The following is a 20,769-nucleotide window of genomic DNA, read 5'->3' as shown; positions in this document are numbered from 1 at the left end:
TTCCCCAAATGGTGATCTTCGATGCCCTGGTCCGCGAGCAGGGCATCTCTGCCGCCGCGCGGCGGCTCGGGGTCTCCAAGTCCCACATCAGCAAGCAGCTGGCCCAGCTTGAGACAGCGCTAGGGGCCCAGCTGGTGCAACGCACCACACGCCGCTTCTCCCTGACCGAACTCGGTCAGGAGTATGCCCGTCACTGCCGCGCCCTGGTGGCGGTGGCCCTGGAGGCGGACTCCATGGTGGCGGAGCGACGCGGCAAGGTGAGCGGCGTGCTGCACCTGGGGGTGGGCCAGTCTTTCGGCCGCTTGCACGTGATCCCGCGGCTCAAGGCATTCCAGGCGCGCTACCCCGATCTGGAGCTGGAAGTCTCCCTGTTCGATCACAGAACCAATTTGGTGGATGAGGGGCTGGATCTCTGGATCACCACCTACGAGGACAAGCCCGAGGGGCTGGTGGGGCAGCGGCTGGCGGACATCGGCTTCGTGCTGGTGGCCTCGCCGGACTATCTGCTGAGCCACGGCACCCCGCTGCACCCCAGGGATCTGGCCAGGCACAACTGCATCACCTACCAGAGCCGGGAGCGGCGCTACCACGAGTGGTCGTTTCGCCAGGGCAAGGAGCGCCAGACGGTGCAGGTGGCCGGCAACTACAGGGTGGATCTGGCGGAGGCTGTGCGGGATGCCGCCCTGGCCGGGCTCGGCATCGCCTATGTTGCCAACTACCTGCTGGACAAGGAGCTGCAATCCGGTCAGCTCATTCCCCTGCTGCCCCAGTGGCGCCCGAACCAGAAGATGGCGGTGCACGCCGTCTATGCCAGGCGCGAACACCTGGATCCCAAGATCCGCCTCTTCATCGACTTCCTCAAGGAGAGCTTCGGCCCCGAACCCTATTGGGCGCAGCGGCTGGCCCCCTGGCTTGGGGGCAGATTGTCCGGTGTGGAGGAATAATCGTTTCCATACAAGAACACTGACTTTCGCCTGATACCAAACACGAGCCAAATCAGCCAGTTGGCGCAACCGATATCGTGCAAACGTTTTTGCTAACAGGGTTGTAACCAGGTGGACTTGCAGTGATGGGGGTAGGGGAGCAGAATCCGCGCCCATCTTCAGTCCCACTAGATGGAATCCCTATGATCGCCCTGCTCGGCATCTTGAGTATCCTGGCACTAGCCGCACTCTGTTCTGATAATCGTCGTCGTATCCCGTTGAGAACAGTGGGTCTCGCCCTCTGCCTGCAAGTCCTCTTCGCCGCCCTGGTGCTCTGGCTGCCTGCCGGTCAGAGCGTGCTCAACGGCGTCAGCGAGAGCGTCAGCAGCGTGATCGGCTACGGCCAGGAGGGGATTGCCTTCCTGTTCGGCGACCTGGCCAAGTTCAAGCTGGGCTTCATCTTCGCGTTCAACGTGCTGCCGGTCATCATCTTCTTCTCCGCGGTGATCGCTATCCTCTACCACATAGGCCTGATGCCGCGGGTCATAGCCCTGCTGGGAGGTGGCCTGCAGAAGCTGCTGGGCACCGGCCGTGCCGAGAGTCTCTCCGCCACCGCCAACATCTTCGTCGGCATGGTGGAGGCGCCTCTGGTGGTCAAACCCTACCTCTCCAAGATGTCTGACTCCCAGTTCTTCGCGGTGATGAGCTGCGGTCTCGCCTCAGTGGCCGGTGGCACCCTGGTGGGCTATGCCAGTATCGGGGTCGAGCTGAAATACCTGATCGCCGCCGCCTTCATGTCGGCCCCTGCCGGCCTGGCCATGGCCAAGATCCTGGTGCCGCCCGGTGCCGATGAGGTGGATCACCATCAGGACGTGGAGATCCCCCGCGCCACCAACGTGATCGAAGCGGCGGCCGATGGCGCCATGTCTGGCCTCAATATCGCTGTGGCGGTAGGCGCGACCCTGCTGGCCTTCGTCGGCGTGATTGCCATGCTCAACGGCCTGCTGGGCTGGGCCGGTGATCTGGTGGGGCTGGATCTGAGCTTCCAGATCATCCTGGGCTGGCTGTTCGCCCCCGTCTCCTGGCTCATCGGCGTGCCCTGGGATCAGGCTCAGGCAGCCGGGGCGCTTATCGGCACCAAGATCGTCATCAACGAGTTCGTCGCCTTCATCGCCCTGGTGCAGGATCAGACGCTGGACGAGTCGAGCAAGGCCATAGTCACCTTCGCCCTGTGCGGTTTCGCCAACATCTCCTCCATGGCGATCCTCATCGGCGGCCTGGGGGCCATGGTGCCAGAGCGCAAATCCTTCATCGCTCGTTACGGCATGCGCGCCATCCTGGCGGGGGTGCTGGCAAACCTGATGAGCGCCTCGCTGGCGGGTCTGTTCCTCGCCCTCTGAGTGGCCTCGAGGCTAGCGCCTTCAGATCAAAGCCCGCTTCGGCGGGCTTTCTTGTGACTGTTGTCGGGCAAAAAAAAAGCGCCTCAGAGGAGGCGCGGGGAAAAAGACAGATTGGAAGCGTCACATGGGTGCCACTTGAATGAGGGATGAGCCGTGCCATCCAAGTGTGAAGCCATGATGCCTGACCCTGTCTGAAGCCCTTCTGAGGCGATTCTTCATACTATGTTCATTTTGCTAAACGCCCGGTGGGGTCAGTTCAAAGCCGCTGCCCTCCTGCTCCAATGCCAGCAGCCAGCGCTTGATGGGAATGCCGCCGGCGTACCCCGTCAGCGCGCCGCTACTGCCTATCACTCGGTGGCAGGGCACTATGATGCTGAGCGGGTTGCGGCCGTTGGCAGCCCCCACTGCCCGCACCGCCTTGGGGTTACCGATGGCCTGGGCAATCTCGAGGTAGCTGACGGTCTCGCCGTAGGGAATGTCGCACAGGGCGCGCCACACCGACTGCTGGAAGGGGGTGCCTCTGGCGGCGAGCGGCAGCGTGAAGCGCCGCAGCCGGCCAGCAAAATAGGCTTCGAACTGCTCGAGGTAGGGGGCCAGGGCCACATCGTCCCGCTGCCACTGCGCTCTGGGCGTCACCGGCTGCTCCCCTCGCACGAACTCCACGAAGCGCAGGCCATCCTGGTCGATGGCGACCAGCAGGGGGCCCTGGGCGCTGTCACAAAAACTGTATCTCATGAGTCTCTCTTTCTCGGCCTGAACGGCTCACTCCATCCCGGGCTTGCCACGGGCCGACTTGATCTCGCCCTTGCGCTTCTTGGCGTCGACCCGCTTGCGCTGGGAGCTTCGGGTCGGCTTGGTGGCATGGCGGGCCTTGGGGCGCCAGGCGGCCTTTTTCAGCAGTTCGGTCAGGCGGCTCATGGCCTCCTTGCGGTTCATGTCCTGGCTGCGGTGGGTCTCGACCCTGATCTGGATGAAGCCATCGTGGACCCGGCTGTCGCTCAGTTTCTCCAGCCCCTCCTTGTAGAGATCCGGCAGGCTGGGGGAGTCGCGGTAATCGAAGCGCAGCCAGACGGCGGAGTCCGTCTTGTTGACGTGCTGGCCCCCGGCACCCTGGGCGCGCATGGTCTGAAACTGCAGCTCATGCCAGGGAATGATCACGCTGTTGGAGATGACTAACATGGGGTGATGCTCTCATTTGGTGCATCAAGGGAGTCTGGTGCAGCTTGGTGCCTCATTATGGGGCGAGATGCGCTTCCTTGGTGATCCTGGGCCGAAACGGCTCAAGGGTTAATGGCTATCTTTATGAAAATAAACAATAAAAATACTTGGCACAAGAATTGATGACCCCTTCATGACATACCATGGATTGGGAGCAACCAGATGAAGCTGATTACTGCGATTATCAAACCTTTCAAGTTGGACGACGTGCGCGAGGCCATCGCCAACCTGGGGGTCGAGGGTCTGACCGTGTCCGAGGTCAAGGGCTTCGGTCGCCAGAAGGGGCACACCGAATTATACCGGGGAGCCGAGTACCAGGTCGACTTCCTGCCGAAGGTAAAGCTGGAGATCGCCACCGCCGACGAGAACGTGGAAGGGGTGATCGAGGCCATCTGCAAGGCGGCTTATACCGGCAAGATAGGGGACGGCAAGATTTTCGTCTATGACCTGCTGCAGGCAGTGCGCATCCGTACCGGCGAGAGCGACGACGAGGCGCTGTGATGCCGCGCCAGGGCCCCGGCCACTGAGCCGACCGGGTTGAGCGCTCAGGCCCTGCCGGGTCGATAGCAAAAAAGAATGCGTGGTCATGGAGAGACTGGGTGGGATTCCATCCGGTCTTTTTGTTTTGGCGACGATTAAATATGTGGCCTTACCTCTGCAAACCGCCTTGATCCTCTCATCCCGATTCATGCAGAATGCAAACGAAAATAGTTATCACTATATGCACAGACAAGGAATGGATGATGAAAATGAAGATGTTGGCGCTGCTGTTCTCCTCGCTGATCGCCCAGTCGGCCTTTGCCGCGGCTGAAGTGAATGTCTACTCCAATCGGCAGGATGAGCTGATCAAGCCCATCATCCAGCAGTTCGAGAAAGAGACCGGGATCAAGGTCAACGTGGTGTTTGCCAAAGAGGGGCTGAACGAGCGCCTGGAGCGCGAAGGCAAGCTCTCCCCGGCGGATCTGATGCTGACCGTCGACATCAGCCGTCTGACCGATCTGGTGGACAAGGATCTGGTGCAGCCGGTGGACAGCAAGACACTGCAGGAGAACATCCCCTCCATCTATCGTGATCCGGACAACAAGTGGTTCGCCCTGACCACCCGGGTGCGCGCCATCTACTCCAGCAAGGATCGTCTCGGCAAGCTCGACACCATCCGCTACGAAGATCTGGTCAAGCCTGAATTCAAAGGAAAAATTTGTACCCGCAGCGGCAAGCACGAGTACAATGTGGCGCTGGTTTCGTCCATGATTGCCCATCACGGCATGGCGGACACCAAGACCTGGCTGGAAGGGGTCAAGGCCAACCTGGCGCGCAAGCCGCAAGGCAACGACCGGGATCAGGTCAAGGCGATCAAGGATGGTATCTGCGATCTGTCGCTGGGCAACAGCTACTACCTGGGCGCCATGCTGAAAGATCCGGCGCAGAAATCCTGGGCTGAGGCGGTTTACATCAACTTCCCGAACCAGGCTGATCGCGGTGCCCACGTCAACGTGAGCGGCGTGGCCATGACCAAGTACGCCAAGAACAAGGAAGCCGCCCAGAAGCTGATGGAGTTCCTCTCTGGCGACACAGCCCAGCACATGTATGCGGACGTGAATGCCGAGTATCCGGTCAAGGCCGGGGTCGAGCCTTCCGCCATGGTCAAGTCCTGGGGTAGTTTCAAGTCTGACCCCATGCCGGTCAGCGACTATGCCAAGCACCGCAAGGACGCCTTGCAGCTGCTGGATGAAGTGAAATTCGACTTGTAATCAGATGGGGCCTAAGGCCCCATCAATCGCTGTGGTCTCATGAAAAATTTTGGATGGATTGCCGGCAGCTGGGCCACCGCCCTGCTGCTGGGTTTGCCGGTGCTTGCCCTCATCTTCTCTGCCTTCTCGGCAGACGGAGACCTGTTTCGCCACCTCGCCGATACGGTGCTGCTCGATTACCTTGGCAACACCTCAGGGCTGGTGCTGTGGGTAGTGCTGCTCAGCCTGCTGTTCGGGGTGCCTACCGCCTGGCTGGTCGCCATGTGCCAGGTGCCGGGGCGCCGCGCCCTGCAGTGGGCGCTGATGCTGCCCATGGCCATGCCCTCCTACATAGTGGCTTACGTCTATACCGACCTGCTTGACTACTCGGGCCCGCTGCAGGCGGGGCTGAGATCCCTGTTTGACTGGCAAAGCCCGGCCGATTACTGGTTCCCGGCCATCCGCTCCCTCGGCGGTGCCGCCTGGGTGCTGGCGCTGGTGCTCTTCCCCTATGTCTATCTGCTGGCGCGCGCCTCCTTCCTGGAGCAGTCGGTCAGCCTGATCCACTCCAGCCGATTGCTCGGTTGCACCCCCTGGCAGAGCTTTCGTCGCCTCAGCCTACCCCTGGCCCGTCCTGCCATCATGGTGGGGGCGTCGCTGGTGGCCATGGAGACACTGGCGGACTTCGCCACAGTCCACTTCTTTGCCATCAACACCCTGACGACGGCCATTTACGACACCTGGCTCGGCTATGGCAGCCTGGCCACAGCCGCACGACTCTCCTGCCTGATGTTGCTGGCTGTGGTGCTGCTGATCGCCCTGGAGCGCCGCTCCCGTCAGCGCCAGCAGGTGTTCCAGAAATCCATGGGCCATGAGCAGCCCCTGCGCTACCCCCTCAAGGGGGCGAGCCGTCTGCTGGCCGGGCTCTGGTGCTGGGGGCTGGTGCTGGCCGGTTTCGGCCTGCCGTTCGTGATCCTGCTGGACTACGGGGTGCGCTACTTCGAGTTGTCGTGGACGCCGGAGTTCGTGCGTTTCGCTGGCAACAGTCTGCTCATCTCGGCCCTGACTGCCCTGCTCGCCATGGCCATAGCCCTGTTGCTCGGCTTCTTCCGCCGCCTCGATGGCGGCACCCGCAGCCTGCTGCCTCTGCGCATCGCCGCTACCGGCTATGCCATGCCGGGCACAGTGCTGGCCATCGGGGTGCTGGTGCCGCTGACGGCGCTCGATTTTGGTCTCAACGATCTGGCCGAGTGGCTCGGAATGCAGGGGCCCGGCCTGCTGCTGACCGGCACCCTCACCGCCATCGTATTTGGCTACCTGGTGCGCTTCGTGGCCATCGCCATCGGCTCGGTGGAGAGCAGCATGGGCAAGATCTCCCCCAGCCTTGACATGGCGGCCCGCTCCCTGGGGCAGGGGACGGGGGGCATGCTGCGCCGGGTGCATCTGCCCCTGGTGCGACGCGGCCTCTTTGCCGGTGCCATGCTGGTGTTCATCGAATCCATGAAGGAGCTGCCCGCGGCTTTGCTGCTGCGGCCGTTCAACTTTGAGACCCTGGCCACCCACGTCTACCAGTTCGTCTCGGACGAGATGCTGGAGCGGGGGGCGCTCGGCGCCATCGTCATAGTGCTGGTGGGGCTGGTGCCGCTTATCTGGGTCAACCGCAGCCTGGACAGCCCGGGGCATTGAGTCGCCACGTCGGCCAATGAAATTGCATGCGGTGTGCTTGACCGAAAGGCAGCGCACCGCCAGAAACGAGAGGAAGTCTGTCTTGTCTTGCTTGCAAGTAGAGAAGGTAAGCTGCCGTTACAACGGCCAGAACGTGCTGGAGCAGCTCTCCCTGACGGTGGCCGACAACGGGATCGTCTGCCTGAGCTTGGTAGCGAGTGGCTGCGCTGAATTTAACACGAGAGGAACCGAGTCGTGTCTTGCTTGCAAGTAGAGAAGGTAAGCTGCCGTTACAACGGCCAGAACGTGCTGGAACAGCTCTCCCTGACGGTGGCCGACAACGAGATTGTCTGCCTGCTCGGGGCGAGCGGCTGTGGCAAGACCACGCTGCTCAAGGCCGTCGCCGGCCTGCTGCCGCTGGCGGAAGGCAGCATTCGTCTCGGCGAGACCCTGCTGGATGGGCCCGGTGTGACTGTGTCGCCTGAGCGCCGCCACATCGGCATGATCTTTCAGGATTACGCCCTCTTCCCCCACCTGACGGTGGCCGAGAACATCGGCTTCGGGCTGACTCGGGTGCCTCGCGACAGCCGCCAGCAGCAGATCGACGAGGCGCTGACCCTGGTCAACCTGCAGGGGCTGGGGGATCGCTATCCCCATCAGCTCTCCGGTGGCCAGCAGCAGCGGGTTGCCATCGCTCGCGCTTTGGTCTGCAAGCCCAAGTTGATGCTGCTGGACGAGCCCTTCTCCAACATTGATACCCAGGTGAGAATGAAGCTGATCCTCGAGATCCGCGCCCTGCTCAAGCGTCAGGGAATCGGCGCCATCTTCGTCAGCCACAGCAAGGAGGAGGCGTTCGCCTTCGCCGATCGGCTGGCGCTGTTCCGGGCCGGTCATATCGAGCAGGTGGGCCAGCCGGAGCAGCTCTATCGCCGCCCCGAGAACCGCTTCGTGGCGGAATTTCTCGGCGGGGTCAACTATCTGGCGGCCGAGGTGGTGGACAGCCACTGCGTGCAGACAGCGCTCGGGGTCATCTGTGGCCATGAGCCGCACGGTCGCGTCCCCGGAGAGCGGCTGCAGCTGATGCTCAGGCCCCAGCAGTTGGCGTTGGCAGCCGCCGCTGACGGCGACTTGCTGGTGCGGGAGCAGCAGTTCCTCGGCCATCACTGCCGGGTGTTGGTGGAGTGTGCAGGTCAGGTGCTGGAGGCCAGCATAGGGGAGCCTCTCGAAGGGGAGAGGGCGCGGGTGACCGTGGCCCCCCATGCCCTGGTGCTGTTCGAACAGATGCCCTGATAGTGATGTGAAATCAAGGAATTGACCCGGTTCCGGTTTATAATCGCGCCACGCCCATAGCCAATGTCTTTGGAGAGAGAAATGAAAGCCCAAGCCGGGATCTGCGCAGAGCCGAATCTGCATGTCCTCTATCTGATGTTCAATCGCACCAGTGACGGTGCCGAGCTGGCGGCCCGTCTGGCCAAGCTGCCGGTTCTGTGGGATGCGGTGAGTGCCGATTTCCCCGACGCCGGTTTCAGCGGTCTGGTCGCCGTCGGCGCCGAGGGCTGGGATGCCATCTACCCTGCCGCCCGTCCGCCCCAGTTCCGTGGTTTTATGGCGCAGTCTGCCAACGGCCAGGAGGCCCCGAATACCCCGTTCGATCTCTTCGTGCAACTGCGTGCCGATCGGGTCGACGTGCTCCATCACGCCGGGCAGCGGGTGATGGCGCTGCTGACCGGACTGGTGGAGCTGGCCGAAGAGGTGCGTGGTTTCCGCAATCTGGACTGCCGGGATCTGACCGGTTTCGTCGACGGCACCGAGAACCCCCAGGATGAGCACAGGGCCGAGGTGGCACTGCTGGAGGGGGGCGAGTTTGCCGGCGGATCCTATGTCCATGTCCAGCGCTGGGTGCATGCCATGAGCGACTGGGAGAAGCTGGCCCTGAAGGAGCAGGAAGACATCATTGGCCGTACCAAGGCGGACAACATCGAGTACGAGTCGGCCGACAAGCCGCTGACCTCCCACATCAAGCGGGTCAACCTCAAGACCCCGAAGGGGGAGTCCATGGAGATACTGCGCCAGAGCATGCCCTGGGGCACCATGACCGAGCAGGGGCTCTACTTCATCTCCTGCTGCCGCACCCCGCAGCACTTCAATGCCATGCTGGCCAGCATGTACAAGGGGGAGGGCAGCCACTTCGATCACCTGCTGCGCTTCACCAGGGCGGTGACAGGGGCCGCCTTCTTCGCCCCCTCCATCGATTTTATGGTCGCCCAGGGTAAGTAACGACTTGCCGAACGCGCAGAAACAAAAATCCCGGCCTTGGCCGGGATTTTTCGTTCAGGTGGCGCGAGCGCGACCCGATCAGGGGGTCTGTTCGAACAGCTCGAGGGCGGAGAGGTAGAGCTCTTCGATGTCGGTGTCGCTGGTCGGGGTGATGAAGATGGTGTCATCACCGGCTATGGTGCCGAGGATACCTTCGGCCTTGCCGAGGGAGTCGAGCAGGCGGGCGATGAGCTGGGCCGCACCCGGGCTGGTGTGGATCACCACCAGGGCGCCGTTGTGGTCGACATCCAGTACCAGATTCTTGAGCGGGCTGGAGGTGGTGGGCACACCCAGCTCCACCGGCAGACAGTAGACCATCTCCATCTTGGCATTGCGGGTGCGTACGGCGCCGAAGCGGCTCAGCATGCGCGAGACCTTGGACTGGTTGATGTTCTCAAAGCCCATCTCTTGCAGGGCAGTGACTATCTCTGCCTGGGAGCCAAATCGCTCCTCTTTCAGCAAGGCTTTAAAGGCCTTGGCCAGTTTTTCTTGCTTGTCGTTATGTTTCATCTTGGACTCACGAATGAGGGAGGTGACCGCCTGTCACGCTCAGGCGGCAGATACGAACAGCGCTGCTATTTTGCATTCATATGCCTGTTTTGGCAAGGAAGCGGCGCTTGTTCTGCATATTGATTCAAATATAGCTTGCATCAACTTATGCTGGCGCTAGAATCAGGACGAAATTTTGAAAACTTATTCAATTGGGCTGTATGGGTATCGAATTAATCGGCATCGAAAAATCCTGGCACAAGGTGCCGGTACTGCAACAGGTCAGCTTCCGGACCGCACCCGGCGAGACCTTGGTATTGCTGGGCCCGAGCGGTGCGGGCAAGAGTTCGCTGCTGCGGATGATGAACCTGCTGGACACCCCGGATGCGGGTGTGCTGCGCATTGCTGACAGTGAATTTTCTTTCCCGTCCAGCCTCTCTGCCGCGGAATTCAACCGTCAGGCCCAGGCCTTGCGCCGCAAGGTGGGCATGGTGTTCCAGCAGTACAATCTGTGGCCCCATCTCACCGTGATGGAGAACCTGATTGAAGCCCCCGTCAAGGTGCTGGGCATGAGCCGCGAGGCCGCCATCGAGAAGGGCGCCTACCTGTTGGCCCAGTTGCAGCTGGCCGACAAACGGGATGCCTGGCCTGCGCGCCTCTCCGGCGGTCAGCAGCAGCGGGTGGCCATAGCCCGTACCCTGATGATGGATCCCCAGGTGCTGCTGTTTGATGAACCGACCGCGGCGCTCGATCCTGAAATAACCAAAGAGGTGGCGGAGATCATCCGCACCCTGAGCCAGACCGGCATCACCCAGGTGGTGGTGACCCACGAGGTGGAGTTCGCCCGCAAGGTGGCCAGTCAGGTGATTTATCTGGAGAAGGGGCGGATCATCGAATCCGGCACCGCCGCCATCTTCCAATCTCCGCAAACCAGCCGGTTTGCCGAATTCTTGATGCATTGATACTGAATCGATAAGGAAGCTGTCATGAAAAAGAGTCTGTTGCTGGTTGCTGCCATGGGTCTGCTGAGCACCTCGGTGCTGGCCAAGGAGATCAAGTTCGCCACCGAGGCCACCTATGCGCCGTTCGAATACCTGGATGACAAGAACGAATTCCAGGGCTTTGACATCGATCTGGCCCGCGCCGTCTGCGAGCAGGCCAAGCTGGAGTGCAGCTTCCACAACCAGGCCTTCGACAGCCTGATCCCCAGCCTCAAGTTCCGTCGCTATGACGCCGTCATCGCCGCCATGGACGTGACCCCGGAGCGGGCCGCCCAGGTCGACTTCTCCGACATCTATTACGAGAACTCGGCGGTATTCGTGGCCAAGAAGGGTGCCTTCAAGGGGCCTGAAGAGCTGGTGGACAAGACGGTCGGCGTGCAGAACGGCACCTCCCACCAGTCCTACCTGGTGGACAACTGGGTGAGCAAGGGTCTGCTGACCGTGCCCTACGCCAGCTACCAGAGCGCCTTCCTCGACATGATGAACGGCCGTACCGACGGCGTCTTCGCCGACACCGCCGTCGCCGCCGACTGGCTCAAGCAGCACAAGGAGTACGCTGTCATCGGCACGCCTGTGACCGACGCCAAGTACTTTGGTACCGGCTTTGGCATCGCTGTGGCCAAGGGCAACCAGGAGCTGCTGACTCAGCTGAACAAGGGGCTGGCCGAGATCAAGGCCAACGGCACCTATCAGAAGATCTATGACAAGTACTTCGCGCAGTAAGCCATGCTGAGCCTGTTGTTGGATGCAGCCTGGATGACCCTGGGGCTGGCCTTGGCATCACTGGTCGGGGGCATGGCGCTTGCGCTGGGGTTCAGCGCCGCCGAGCTCAGCAAGCGCAGTTGGCTGGTGTGGCCTGTGGCCACGCTGACCACGCTCATTCGTGGTTTGCCCGAGCTGCTGGTGGTGCTGTTCATCTACTTCGGCTCGACCCAGGTGCTCTTCCTCATCACCGGCGAGTATGTGGAGTTCAGCCCCTTCGCCTGCGGCGTGCTGGCGCTCTCTCTGCTGTTCGCCAGTTACGCCACCCAGACCCTGCGGGCCGCCCTTAATGCGGTGCCCGCCGGGCAGCGGCTGGCGGCGTTGGCGCTGGGCCTTGGCAAGAGCCACATCTTCTTTCGCATCGTGCTGCCCCAGGCCTGGCGTCATGCCTTGCCGGGGCTCGGCAACCAGTGGCTGGTGTTGCTCAAGGACACTGCCCTGGTCTCCCTCATCGGGGTGAACGAGATGATGCGCCAGGCACAGATGGCTTCGGCCAGCACCTATGAACCCTTCACCTGGTATGCCGCTGCGGCCCTCATCTACCTGGCCATCAGCCTGGTGAGCGAATTTGGCTTGAAGCAGGCGTCCCGCTATACCCGCCGTTACGGAGGCTGATCATGCAGGATTACCTGATGACCCTGCTGGGGGGGCTGGCCATCACCCTGCAGCTCACCGCGCTCAGCCTGCTGCTCGGCGTGCTGCTGGCGGCTGGCATGACCTGGGTGCTGGAGCGCCGCATTCCCGTGGCGACCCAGCTGGTGCAGCTGTGGGTACTGATCTTCACCGGCACGCCGCTGCTCATCCAGATCTTCCTCATCTACTACGGGCCGGGTCAGTTCGAGTGGCTCAAGGCCGGGCCGCTCTGGCCGCTGCTCAAGCAGCCCTGGTTCTGCGCCGTGCTGGCGCTCGGTTTCAACACCGCGGCCTACTCCACCCGGCTGTTCAAGGGGGCGCTCGATGCCATCCCCGCCGGCGAGGTGGAAGCCTGCCGGGCGCTCGGTTTCTCGGCCGGCCAGACCCTGTGGATGAAGGCGCGTCACGCCGCCCGTCGGTTGGTGCCCGCCTACTCCAACGAGGTGATCCTGGTGCTCAAGGGCAGTTCCCTCGCCAGCACCATCACCATCATGGACATCATGGGGCTGGCCCAGCGTCTCAACGCCCAGACCTATGACACCCTGGCGGTGTTCACCGTGGCCGGGGGCCTCTACCTGACCATGAATGGTTTGTTAACAATTGGTTTCCGCTGGTGCGAGAAGCGAGCACTGGCATTCCAGTCCTGAAGCAGTCGTATTTACCTCTTAATGGTGAGGGAAGCACAGGAAATCTGTGTCTTTCCTCCCATTTATCGCATATTCCTCTCCGCTTTCGTCGCCGCTTGTTCCCTGGCTCACAGAACCCGTGATTACAACTGTTATCAGATTGTTTTTTAGCAGGGGATCCTTTAAGGTGAGGCGCACAATAAGAAACAGCGTTAACCCAACTAGAAACAACCTTAAACCTACGCTTAGACATGGAGTTGATCATGAAAGTTGCCGTTCTGGGTGCCGCCGGTGGCATCGGCCAAGCCCTCGCTCTGCTGTTGAAAAATCGCCTGCCTGCCGGTTCCGAATTGAGCCTGTATGATATTGCCCCGGTCACTCCGGGCGTGGCGGCGGACCTGAGCCATATCCCGACTGACGTGAAAGTAAAAGGTTTCTGCGGTGAAGATCCGAGCCCTGCTCTGGTCGGCGCCGATGTCGTGCTGATCTCTGCCGGCGTGGCGCGCAAGCCCGGCATGGATCGTTCCGATCTGTTCAACATCAACGCCGGTATCGTCAAGAACCTGGTGGAGAAGTGTGCCGTTACCTGCCCCAAGGCACTGATCGGCATCATCACCAACCCGGTCAACACCACGGTCGCCATCGCCGCCGAAGTGTTGAAGAAGGCCGGTGTCTATGACAAGCGTCGCCTGTTCGGCGTGACCACCCTGGACGTCATCCGTGGCGAGACCTTCGTGGCCGAGGCCAAGGGCCTGAACATCGACAAGATCCGCGTCAACGTGATCGGTGGCCACAGTGGCGTGACCATTCTGCCGCTGCTGTCCCAGATCGAAGGGGCCAGCTTCACCGCAGAAGAAGCGGCTGCCATGACCAAGCGCATCCAGAATGCCGGTACCGAAGTGGTGGAAGCCAAGGCCGGTGGCGGTTCTGCCACTCTCTCCATGGGTCAGGCAGCCTGCCGTTTCGGTCTGTCGCTCATCAAGGGTCTGCAGGGCGAAGCCAACGTCATCGAGTGCGCCTATGTGGAAGGCAATGGCGAGCACGCCACCTTCTTCGCGCAGCCGGTACTGCTGGGCAAGAACGGTGTCGAGAGCGTGCTGGACTACGGCAAGCTGAGCGCCTTCGAGCAAGAGTCCATGGACAGCATGCTGGCTACCCTGAAGGCCGATATCCAGCTGGGTGTCGACTTCGTCAAATAAGCCGCAGCGTCGATCATGAGGGGAGCCCAGGCTCCCCTTTGTCATTTCCGGGGTTTGCCATGGCGGACTAAGGAGATGGACCTGGCTGCCGATAAAGAGGGCAGCAGGAGATCCCTATGATGAAACCCAGTACCCTCATCGGCCTCGTCGGTCTATGCAGCCTCCCCTTGCAGGGAGCCGAGCCGATATCCGCAGCCACGCCAACCCAGTCGGTGGCGGCCACCTCCTTCCCGGTGCCCTCGGCGGCCTTGCCATCGAGCGCACCAGTGCCGGTTGCGCCAGCGACCCCACCGGCCACCGCAGCTGTACCGTCAGCCGCGGTGCCGGCGGCTGATCCGGCCCCTGTGCTGTCGACCGTTGCAGCACCTGCCCCCGTGGTATCAGCCCCGGCGGCAGCGCCGCTACCCAAGGCGGTGAATCCTGGCTCCCTGGTCACCGCAGATCTGCAGGCGGTGCCGCTCTATCGCCAGGACGAACTGCTCAACTGGATAGAGCAGGGACGTCATCTGACCCGGGTGAAGCAGGACAGGTGCCAGCTGACCCAGGACATAGAGGCGCGCGCCTCTGTGATGAAGATCCCGGCCTATCAGTTCCTGTGGGGGGACATGCTGGCCTGGGGCGTCTGCATCAAGCCGGACGCCCAGGTCGGCGTGCAATACATGTGGGAGGCGGCCAATCAGGGCCTGGCCCCGGCACTGGAGCAGCTGGGGCGCTATTACTGGAAAGGCATCCTGGTCCAGAAGGATCTGGTGCGGGCCGAGACCCTGATGCGGGAGGCCGCCAGTCTTGGTTTCCAGCGGGCCCAGATAGAGTGGGTCGAGATGCTGCTGCAGGGCATGGGCAGTCCGCTGGATTACGAAGAGGCCTATCATTGGCTGCACGGCGCCGTCATCGGCGACAAGGCGACCCACCAGAAAGCCGCTAGCCTGCTGAGCCGGCTCGGCAATCGCATGCCCGCCAATGCCATCGCCCGCGCCAAGGCGATGCACTAGGCCCGGCAAGCCAGGTCACTGGATACAACAAGGCCCACGAACCTGCGTTCGTGGGCCTTGTGCATTTCCCCAGGCAGGAGGCAGGATCAGAGATCCTGATGGGGGCCGAATACCTCGTAGTGCATTCTGTCTGCTGGGACGCCTAGGGCCAGCAACTGGGTCTTGATCGCTTTCATGAAGCCCAGGGGACCGCAGAAGTAGTAGTGGGCGTTGGCCGAGATGAGGTCCGTGACCTGTTCCAGCGCCATGGTGCCGCTGAAGTCGTAGTCCTTCCCCTGCACGTCCTGCTCGGCAGGCACCCTGTACCAGATCCGGCTCTGCAAGTTGGCGTGCTGGCGGCTCTTGGCCTGGATCTCATCCTTGAAGGCGTGCTGGGCGCCATGCTCGCAGGCATGGAGCCAACGGATTTCAGTTCCCGCTTGTTCGGCCAGCAACTGGTTGAGCATGCTCAGCATGGGGGTCAGGCCCACACCGGCGGAGAGCAGCACCACCGGGGTGGCCGTCTCGGTCTGCAGGAAGAAGTCCCCCGCCGGCGGCATCAGCGCCACCTCGTCACCGACATGAAGCTTGTCATGCAGCAGGTTGGAGACCTGGCCCTGGGGCTCGCGTTTGACGCTGATGCGGTAGTCGTGGCCATTGGGGGCATCGGAGAGGGAGTATTGACGGATCTCCTGATACGCCAGCGACGGGTGATTGAGCCTGATGCTGATATATTGCCCCGGCTTGAAGCGCAGCACGGGCTTGCCGTCGACGGGCGCCAGCACGAAGGAGGTGACAAGCTCGCTCTCCTGGCGCTTCTCCTTGATGAGGAAGGGGCGGGCCCCTTGCCAGCCACCGAGCTCGCTCACCTTCTCCCGGTAGAGCTCCCCCTCCCGACCTATGAAGATATCGGCCAGCACGCCATAGGCTTTGCCCCAGGCCTCCAGCACCTCGTCCGTCACCGCATTGCCACCCATTTCTTTGAGCGTGGCCAAGAGATGACTACCCACAATGTGATATTGTTCCGGCTGGATCAGGAAACCCGTGTGCTTGTGGGCGATGCGTTCCACGGCTCCGGCCAGGGCCCCCAGGTTGTCGATATTCCTGGCGTAGGCCGCCACGGCACTGAACAGCGCCAGGGGCTGACCGCCACTGCGCTGATGGGCCAGGTTGAACACATCCTTCAACTCGGGGTTGTGGTTGAACATGCGCTGGTAGAAGTGCTGGGTGAGGGCAGGCCCCGCCGATTCGAGCAAAGGAATGGTGCTCTTGATGACGGCGATGGTGGCTTGGTCTAACATAGGAGGTCCTTTCTAATTGAACATCTGGAATGTCACTTAATAAGTTGCATCCTAAATGTTTAATTGATCTGGATCAATCATCAATTCTTTGCGCTATGCGCCACAGGCACTATGAGACTAACAAGCTATACCGATTTTGGATTGAGAGCCCTGCTCTATCTGGCCACCTTGCCGGAGGGGGAATTGTCGAGCGTGGCCAAGGTGTCTGCCTTGTATGACGTCTCTCGCAATCACATGGTGAAGGTGGTTAACCAGCTGGTGAAGCTGGGTTATCTGCAGTCCCAGCGTGGCAAGAATGGCGGGATCCGCATGGCCTGTTCCCCTGAGAGCGTGAACATAGGCCAGGTGATCCGGGCGCTGGAAGGCAACCTGGACGGCATCGACTGCAACTCGCCGGTGTGCCACATCGTCTCTGTCTGTCTGCTCAAGAGTGCCTTGAAGGAGGCGATGAACGCCTTCCTCGCCGTGATGGACGGCTATACGCTGCAAGACTTGCTGGCCAACCGCGACGAGCTGCAGCAGGTGTTCGGCGAGTTGATCCCGACCCTGGTGCTGGAGCCGGATGACGAGAGCGATTGAGACGAAAAAGGCTGCCATCGGCAGCCTTTTTTCAATCCTCGTAACCCGACTCGTTACGGTAGAGATGTGGCATGATCCTCGCCATCTTCACCATGTTGTTCTCGACTTCGAGGATCTCGATGGGATAACCCGCCAGCCTGACGCTGATGTTGGGCTGGGGGATCTCCTCCAGGTACTCCAGGATCACCCCGTTGAGGGTACGCGGGCCGTCGATGGGCAGGTGCCAGTGCATCTCCTTGTTCAGCTCGCGGATGCTGGCGGAGCCTTCCACCAGGAAGGAGCCGTCCGGCTGGGGGTGGATCTCGTCGCTCGGCGCCGGGGCCATGGAGGTGGTGAAGTCACCCACTATCTCTTCCAGGATGTCATCCAGGGTGATCAGCCCCTGAATATCGCCATACTCGTCGACAATCAGCCCGATCCTCTCCTTGTTGCGCTGGAACTTGGCCAACTGCACGTTGAGCGGCGTGCCCTGTGGAATGAAGTAGATGGGATCGACTTCCCGCAGCAGGCTGGACTTGCTGAACTGGTCTCTGGCGACCAGCCTGAGGGCGTCACGAGAGTGTAAAAATCCGACAACATCGTCGATATTGTCGCGATACAGCAGGATCTTGGTATGGGCGCAGTGAGCCAGCTGGCGCAATATGCTCTTCCAGTCGTCATTGATGTCGATGGCAGAGATCTCGCTGCGTGGCACCATGATGTTCTCCACCGTCATCTTGTCCAGATCCAGAATACTGATCAGCATCTCCTGATGGCGCTGGGGGATGAGGCTGCCCGCCTCGTTGACTATGGTGCGCAGCTCTTCGGTGTTGAGGGAGTCATCCTTGCGATGTTCCAGTCGCAGCAGCTTGAGCAAGAGGTTGGTGATGCTGTTGATGAGCCAGACCAGGGGGGCGAAGGGCACCATCAGCCCCTTGAGGACCCAGGAGGCGGGATAGGCGATGCGTTCGGGAAACATGGCCGCCAGTGTCTTGGGGGTGACTTCCCCGAATACCAGCACCACCAGGGTGAGGCCGAAGGTGGCAACGGCGACGCCGATGTCCCCGAACAGCCGGATGCAGACTATGGTGGCGATGGCGGAGGCCAGGATGTTGACCAGGTTGTTGCCGATCAGGATGAGGCCAAGCAGGCGGTCCGGTCGGGCCAGCAGCTTTTCGACCCGACGGGCCGCCTTGTGCTTGGTTTGGGCCAGATGCCGCAACTTGTAGCGGTTGAGGGACATCAGACCGGTTTCAGAACTGGAGAAGAAGGCTGACAAAACAATCAAAATAACGAGAACAATCAGTAATGTGCTCGTTGAGATACTGTCCAAGAAGGGCTCCTGTTGGGGTGGATTTGGGGTGGCTGAACCGTCAGCTCAGCAAGACTTCCTTGACGAAGCGGCTGCCAAAGTAGGCCAGGGTCAGGATGACGCTGCCGATGAGGCTCAGCATGATGACCTTGCGACCACGCCAGCCACGGGTGTGGTGACCCCACAGCAGCAAGGCATAGACGCACCAGGCCAGGATCGAGAGGATGGCCTTGTGGGATTTGCCTTGGGCGAACATGTCTTCCAGAAAGAACAGACCCGAGGCGATGGAGAGCGTCAGCAGCAAGAGGCCCGCGGAGATGAGCTGGAACAGCCGCTTCTCTACCGTCATCAGGGGCGGCATGGCGGGCAGATGGCTGATCTTTCTGGACTTCAGCTGCCGATCCAGACAGGCAAGCTGGAGCGCAAACAGGCAGGCGATCATCAGCACCGAATAAGCCATCAAGGCGAGTCCTATGTGCAGCAGCAGTTGGGGATGCGCTTCCAGATGGGTGATGTAGCGACCCGGTATGAGGGCGCTGGCGGCGAGCAGCAAGGCCGAGAAGCTGTAGACCACGGGCAGCAGGATCCAGCCGTTGAAACGGCGGGTGACGCAGGTCATGAAGCAACTGATGATGAGGCTGACCAGGGACGCGACGTTCAACATGCTGAGATTCTGGCCGGAATGGGTGGCCAGCACCTCGCTTCCCACCGCCACGCCATGGGCGGTCAGGGCCAGGCCGACACAGGCAAACAGCGACACCTGCCCGACGGGCTTGGCGCTGAGCAGCAGGTGCAGAGAGGCGATGATGGCCAGCAGGTAAAACGCCAGGGCCAGAACAGAGATCACGATCATAACCAGGTCGTTGTCGAACAAGCTTTTATGGATAAGAGGGGCAGTATACCTTGCACAAGATATGCTCGCCAGTTGTGCCAGGGGCTAACTGCCCATATATAAGTAGCAGCTGACGGCCCCGTGCGGCGAATAATCGTCCTCCGGCGTTGACTGGGGTATAATGCCCTCCATTTATTACACCCGCTCATTCGATGGCGGGTCACCGCCGCAAGCGGTGAGTAATCGTCCTCACAGTGCTGACTGGGGTATAATGCCCCACTAGTTACGCCAAGAATCGGAATGCGTCATGTTTGAGAATTTGACTGAACGACTCTCGCGCACCCTGCGCAATGTCAGTGGCCGTGGCCGGCTGACCGAAGAGAACATCAAGGATACCTTGCGTGAAGTGCGCATGGCGCTGCTCGAAGCGGACGTGGCCCTGCCGGTGGTGCGTGACTTCGTTGCCCGCGTGAAAGAGCGTGCCGTCGGCCAGGAAGTGGCCAAGTCCCTGAGCCCGGGCCAAGCCTTCATCAAGATAGTGCATGGCGAGCTGGTCTCCGTCATGGGGGAGGCGAACGAGCAGCTCAATCTGGCCGCTCAGCCGCCAGCCATCATCCTGATGGCGGGTCTGCAGGGCGCCGGTAAGACCACGACTGTGGGCAAACTCGCCAAACTGCTCAAAGAGCGCCACAAGAAGAAGGTGCTGGTGGTCAGTGCCGACGTCTATCGCCCCGCGGCGATCAAGCAGCTCGAGACCCTGGCCAATGACATCGCGGTCGATTTCTTCCCGAGCGATGTGACCCAGAAGCCGGTGGCGATCGCTACCGCTGCCATCGATCAGGCGCGCAAGAAATTCTATGACGTGGTGATCGTCGATACCGCCGGTCGTCTGCACGTGGACACCGAGATGATGGCGGAGATCCAGGATCTTCACGCCACCATCAAGCCGGTCGAGACCCTGTTCGTGGTGGATGCCATGACAGGTCAGGATGCCGCCAATACCGCCAAGGCGTTCAACGAAGCGCTGCCGCTCACCGGCGTCATCCTCACCAAGGCGGACGGCGACGCCCGCGGCGGTGCCGCCCTGTCGGTGCGCCACATCACCGGCAAGCCGGTCAAGTTCATCGGTATGGGCGAGAAGACCGACGCCCTTGAGCCCTTCCACCCGGACCGACTCGCGTCCCGTATCCTCGGCATGGGCGATGTGCTGTCGCTTATCGAGGAAGTGGAACGCACCGTCGATAAGGAGAAAGCCGCCAAGCTGGCCAGCAAGGTCAAGAGCGGCAAGGGTTTCGATCTGGAGGATTTCCGCGAGCAGCTGGCCCAGATGCGCAACATGGGCGGCATGATGGGCATGCTCGACAAGCTGCCCGGCATGTCCGGCCTGCCGGATAACGTGAAAGATCAGATGGATGACAAGATCACAGTGCGGATGGAGGCCATCATCAGCTCCATGACGCCCAAGGAGCGTGCCCATCCCGATCTCATCAAGGGATCCCGCAAGCGTCGCATCGCCGCGGGTTCCGGCATGCAGGTGCAGGACGTGAACAAGCTGCTCAAGCAGTTCACCGAGATGCAGCGCATGATGAAGAAGATGTCCGGCAAGGGCGGCATGCGCAAGATGATGGGCCAGATGAAGAACATGCTGCCGCCCGGATTTGGTGGTGGCGGACGCGGTCCGTTCTGATTTTCCTGCTTGTCAGGCAAAAAGGCTCACCGTGGTGAGCCTTTTTCATGCCAGCTCCTGCGCAAAAAATAGCAGGCTTGGTTGCAATTATTACGAATCCAAGTAGAATTACGCGGCTTATTTTAAGCTAGGGTCTGCGTATTTGC

General features: G+C 61.2%; 21 protein-coding genes and 1 pseudogene. 16 read left to right on the top strand and 6 right to left on the bottom strand.

What is annotated here, in order from left to right; all coding sequences use genetic code 11:
- Window positions 1–8: 8 nt before the first annotated feature.
- Window positions 9–944: a LysR family transcriptional regulator gene (locus G4923_RS04030; protein WP_163135885.1), complete on the top strand. Its 936-nt coding sequence runs from the start codon at window positions 9–11 to the stop codon at window positions 942–944.
- A gap of 182 nt (window positions 945–1,126) precedes the next feature.
- Window positions 1,127–2,323, top strand: coding sequence for a NupC/NupG family nucleoside CNT transporter (locus tag G4923_RS04025; RefSeq protein ID WP_163135606.1), 1,197 nt, complete (start codon window positions 1,127–1,129; stop codon window positions 2,321–2,323).
- A gap of 234 nt (window positions 2,324–2,557) precedes the next feature.
- Here the strand turns inward: G4923_RS04025 and G4923_RS04020 are convergent, their stop codons facing one another.
- Together G4923_RS04020 and arfB are read right to left on the bottom strand one after the other, a co-directional pair.
- On the bottom strand, window positions 2,558–3,058 hold the full coding sequence (locus G4923_RS04020; RefSeq protein ID WP_163135604.1) for a methylated-DNA--[protein]-cysteine S-methyltransferase: 501 nt from the start codon (window positions 3,056–3,058) through the stop codon (window positions 2,558–2,560).
- A gap of 27 nt (window positions 3,059–3,085) precedes the next feature.
- Window positions 3,086–3,502, bottom strand: coding sequence for an alternative ribosome rescue aminoacyl-tRNA hydrolase ArfB (arfB, locus tag G4923_RS04015; RefSeq protein ID WP_005332323.1), 417 nt, complete (start codon window positions 3,500–3,502; stop codon window positions 3,086–3,088).
- 201 nt (window positions 3,503–3,703) lie between these two features.
- On the opposite strand from arfB, the gene glnK reads away from it, so the two are divergent.
- The 6 genes and pseudogenes from glnK to G4923_RS03985 all read left to right on the top strand — a co-directional run bounded on the left by glnK (window position 3,704) and on the right by G4923_RS03985 (window position 9,213).
- Window positions 3,704–4,042 (top strand): P-II family nitrogen regulator, encoded by a 339-nt coding sequence (glnK, locus tag G4923_RS04010; protein ID WP_005332325.1) that lies wholly within the window; start codon window positions 3,704–3,706, stop codon window positions 4,040–4,042.
- 242 nt (window positions 4,043–4,284) lie between these two features.
- Window positions 4,285–5,292: a Fe(3+) ABC transporter substrate-binding protein gene (locus tag G4923_RS04005; protein WP_139743703.1), complete on the top strand. Its 1,008-nt coding sequence runs from the start codon at window positions 4,285–4,287 to the stop codon at window positions 5,290–5,292.
- A gap of 39 nt (window positions 5,293–5,331) precedes the next feature.
- Window positions 5,332–6,957, top strand: coding sequence for an ABC transporter permease (locus G4923_RS04000; protein ID WP_163135602.1), 1,626 nt, complete (start codon window positions 5,332–5,334; stop codon window positions 6,955–6,957).
- Window positions 6,958–7,039: 82 nt separating this feature from the next.
- Window positions 7,040–7,168: pseudogene (locus tag G4923_RS21485) on the top strand (ABC transporter ATP-binding protein); the annotation flags it as partial.
- 23 nt (window positions 7,169–7,191) lie between these two features.
- Window positions 7,192–8,226: an ABC transporter ATP-binding protein gene (locus G4923_RS03990; protein WP_106885006.1), complete on the top strand. Its 1,035-nt coding sequence runs from the start codon at window positions 7,192–7,194 to the stop codon at window positions 8,224–8,226.
- An 81-nt stretch (window positions 8,227–8,307) separates the two neighbouring features.
- On the top strand, window positions 8,308–9,213 hold the full coding sequence (locus G4923_RS03985) for a Dyp-type peroxidase (RefSeq protein ID WP_163135600.1): 906 nt from the start codon (window positions 8,308–8,310) through the stop codon (window positions 9,211–9,213).
- Window positions 9,214–9,291: 78 nt separating this feature from the next.
- Here G4923_RS03985 and argR read toward each other — a convergent pair whose 3' ends face one another.
- A complete protein-coding gene (gene argR, locus G4923_RS03980) occupies window positions 9,292–9,762 on the bottom strand; it encodes a transcriptional regulator ArgR (RefSeq protein ID WP_005308670.1) in 471 nt (156 codons plus the stop codon).
- Window positions 9,763–9,962: 200 nt separating this feature from the next.
- Between argR and G4923_RS03975 the strand changes: the two genes are divergently transcribed.
- The 6 genes from G4923_RS03975 to G4923_RS03950 all read left to right on the top strand — a co-directional run bounded on the left by G4923_RS03975 (window position 9,963) and on the right by G4923_RS03950 (window position 14,954).
- Entirely contained in the window at window positions 9,963–10,703 is a 741-nt protein-coding gene (locus G4923_RS03975; RefSeq protein ID WP_163135598.1) for an ATP-binding cassette domain-containing protein, read from the top strand.
- Window positions 10,704–10,727: 24 nt separating this feature from the next.
- Window positions 10,728–11,465: a transporter substrate-binding domain-containing protein gene (locus G4923_RS03970; protein WP_025325686.1), complete on the top strand. Its 738-nt coding sequence runs from the start codon at window positions 10,728–10,730 to the stop codon at window positions 11,463–11,465.
- 3 nt (window positions 11,466–11,468) lie between these two features.
- Window positions 11,469–12,119, top strand: a complete 651-nt coding sequence (gene artQ / locus G4923_RS03965) for an arginine ABC transporter permease ArtQ (RefSeq protein ID WP_163135596.1) — start codon at window positions 11,469–11,471, stop codon at window positions 12,117–12,119.
- A 2-nt stretch (window positions 12,120–12,121) separates the two neighbouring features.
- Window positions 12,122–12,784: an arginine ABC transporter permease ArtM gene (gene artM / locus G4923_RS03960; RefSeq protein ID WP_139743708.1), complete on the top strand. Its 663-nt coding sequence runs from the start codon at window positions 12,122–12,124 to the stop codon at window positions 12,782–12,784.
- A gap of 242 nt (window positions 12,785–13,026) precedes the next feature.
- Entirely contained in the window at window positions 13,027–13,962 is a 936-nt protein-coding gene (gene mdh / locus G4923_RS03955) for a malate dehydrogenase (protein WP_111912157.1), read from the top strand.
- A gap of 413 nt (window positions 13,963–14,375) precedes the next feature.
- On the top strand, window positions 14,376–14,954 hold the full coding sequence (locus G4923_RS03950) for a tetratricopeptide repeat protein (RefSeq protein WP_234690161.1): 579 nt from the start codon (window positions 14,376–14,378) through the stop codon (window positions 14,952–14,954).
- Window positions 14,955–15,040: 86 nt separating this feature from the next.
- On the opposite strand, the gene hmpA is transcribed toward G4923_RS03950, so the two are convergent.
- A complete protein-coding gene (hmpA, locus tag G4923_RS03945; RefSeq protein WP_163135594.1) occupies window positions 15,041–16,234 on the bottom strand; it encodes an NO-inducible flavohemoprotein in 1,194 nt (397 codons plus the stop codon).
- A 111-nt stretch (window positions 16,235–16,345) separates the two neighbouring features.
- Between hmpA and G4923_RS03940 the strand changes: the two genes are divergently transcribed.
- Window positions 16,346–16,813: an Rrf2 family transcriptional regulator gene (locus G4923_RS03940; protein WP_163135592.1), complete on the top strand. Its 468-nt coding sequence runs from the start codon at window positions 16,346–16,348 to the stop codon at window positions 16,811–16,813.
- Between the two features lie 31 nt (window positions 16,814–16,844).
- Here the strand turns inward: G4923_RS03940 and G4923_RS03935 are convergent, their stop codons facing one another.
- Together G4923_RS03935 and G4923_RS03930 are read right to left on the bottom strand one after the other, a co-directional pair.
- Window positions 16,845–18,125 (bottom strand): HlyC/CorC family transporter, encoded by a 1,281-nt coding sequence (locus G4923_RS03935; RefSeq protein ID WP_163135589.1) that lies wholly within the window; start codon window positions 18,123–18,125, stop codon window positions 16,845–16,847.
- Between the two features lie 40 nt (window positions 18,126–18,165).
- Window positions 18,166–18,957, bottom strand: coding sequence for a cytochrome C assembly family protein (locus G4923_RS03930; protein WP_041204421.1), 792 nt, complete (start codon window positions 18,955–18,957; stop codon window positions 18,166–18,168).
- A 286-nt stretch (window positions 18,958–19,243) separates the two neighbouring features.
- On the opposite strand from G4923_RS03930, the gene ffh reads away from it, so the two are divergent.
- On the top strand, window positions 19,244–20,623 hold the full coding sequence (gene ffh, locus G4923_RS03925) for a signal recognition particle protein (RefSeq protein WP_025325695.1): 1,380 nt from the start codon (window positions 19,244–19,246) through the stop codon (window positions 20,621–20,623).
- The last annotated feature ends 146 nt before the right edge of the window (window positions 20,624–20,769 follow it).

Origin of the sequence: Aeromonas rivipollensis (genome assembly GCF_010974825.1) — a bacterium.
Classification (GTDB): domain Bacteria; phylum Pseudomonadota; class Gammaproteobacteria; order Enterobacterales; family Aeromonadaceae; genus Aeromonas; species Aeromonas rivipollensis.
The sequence above is the reverse complement of the archived record's forward strand: the minus strand, read 5'-3'. Positions and strand labels throughout refer to the sequence as shown.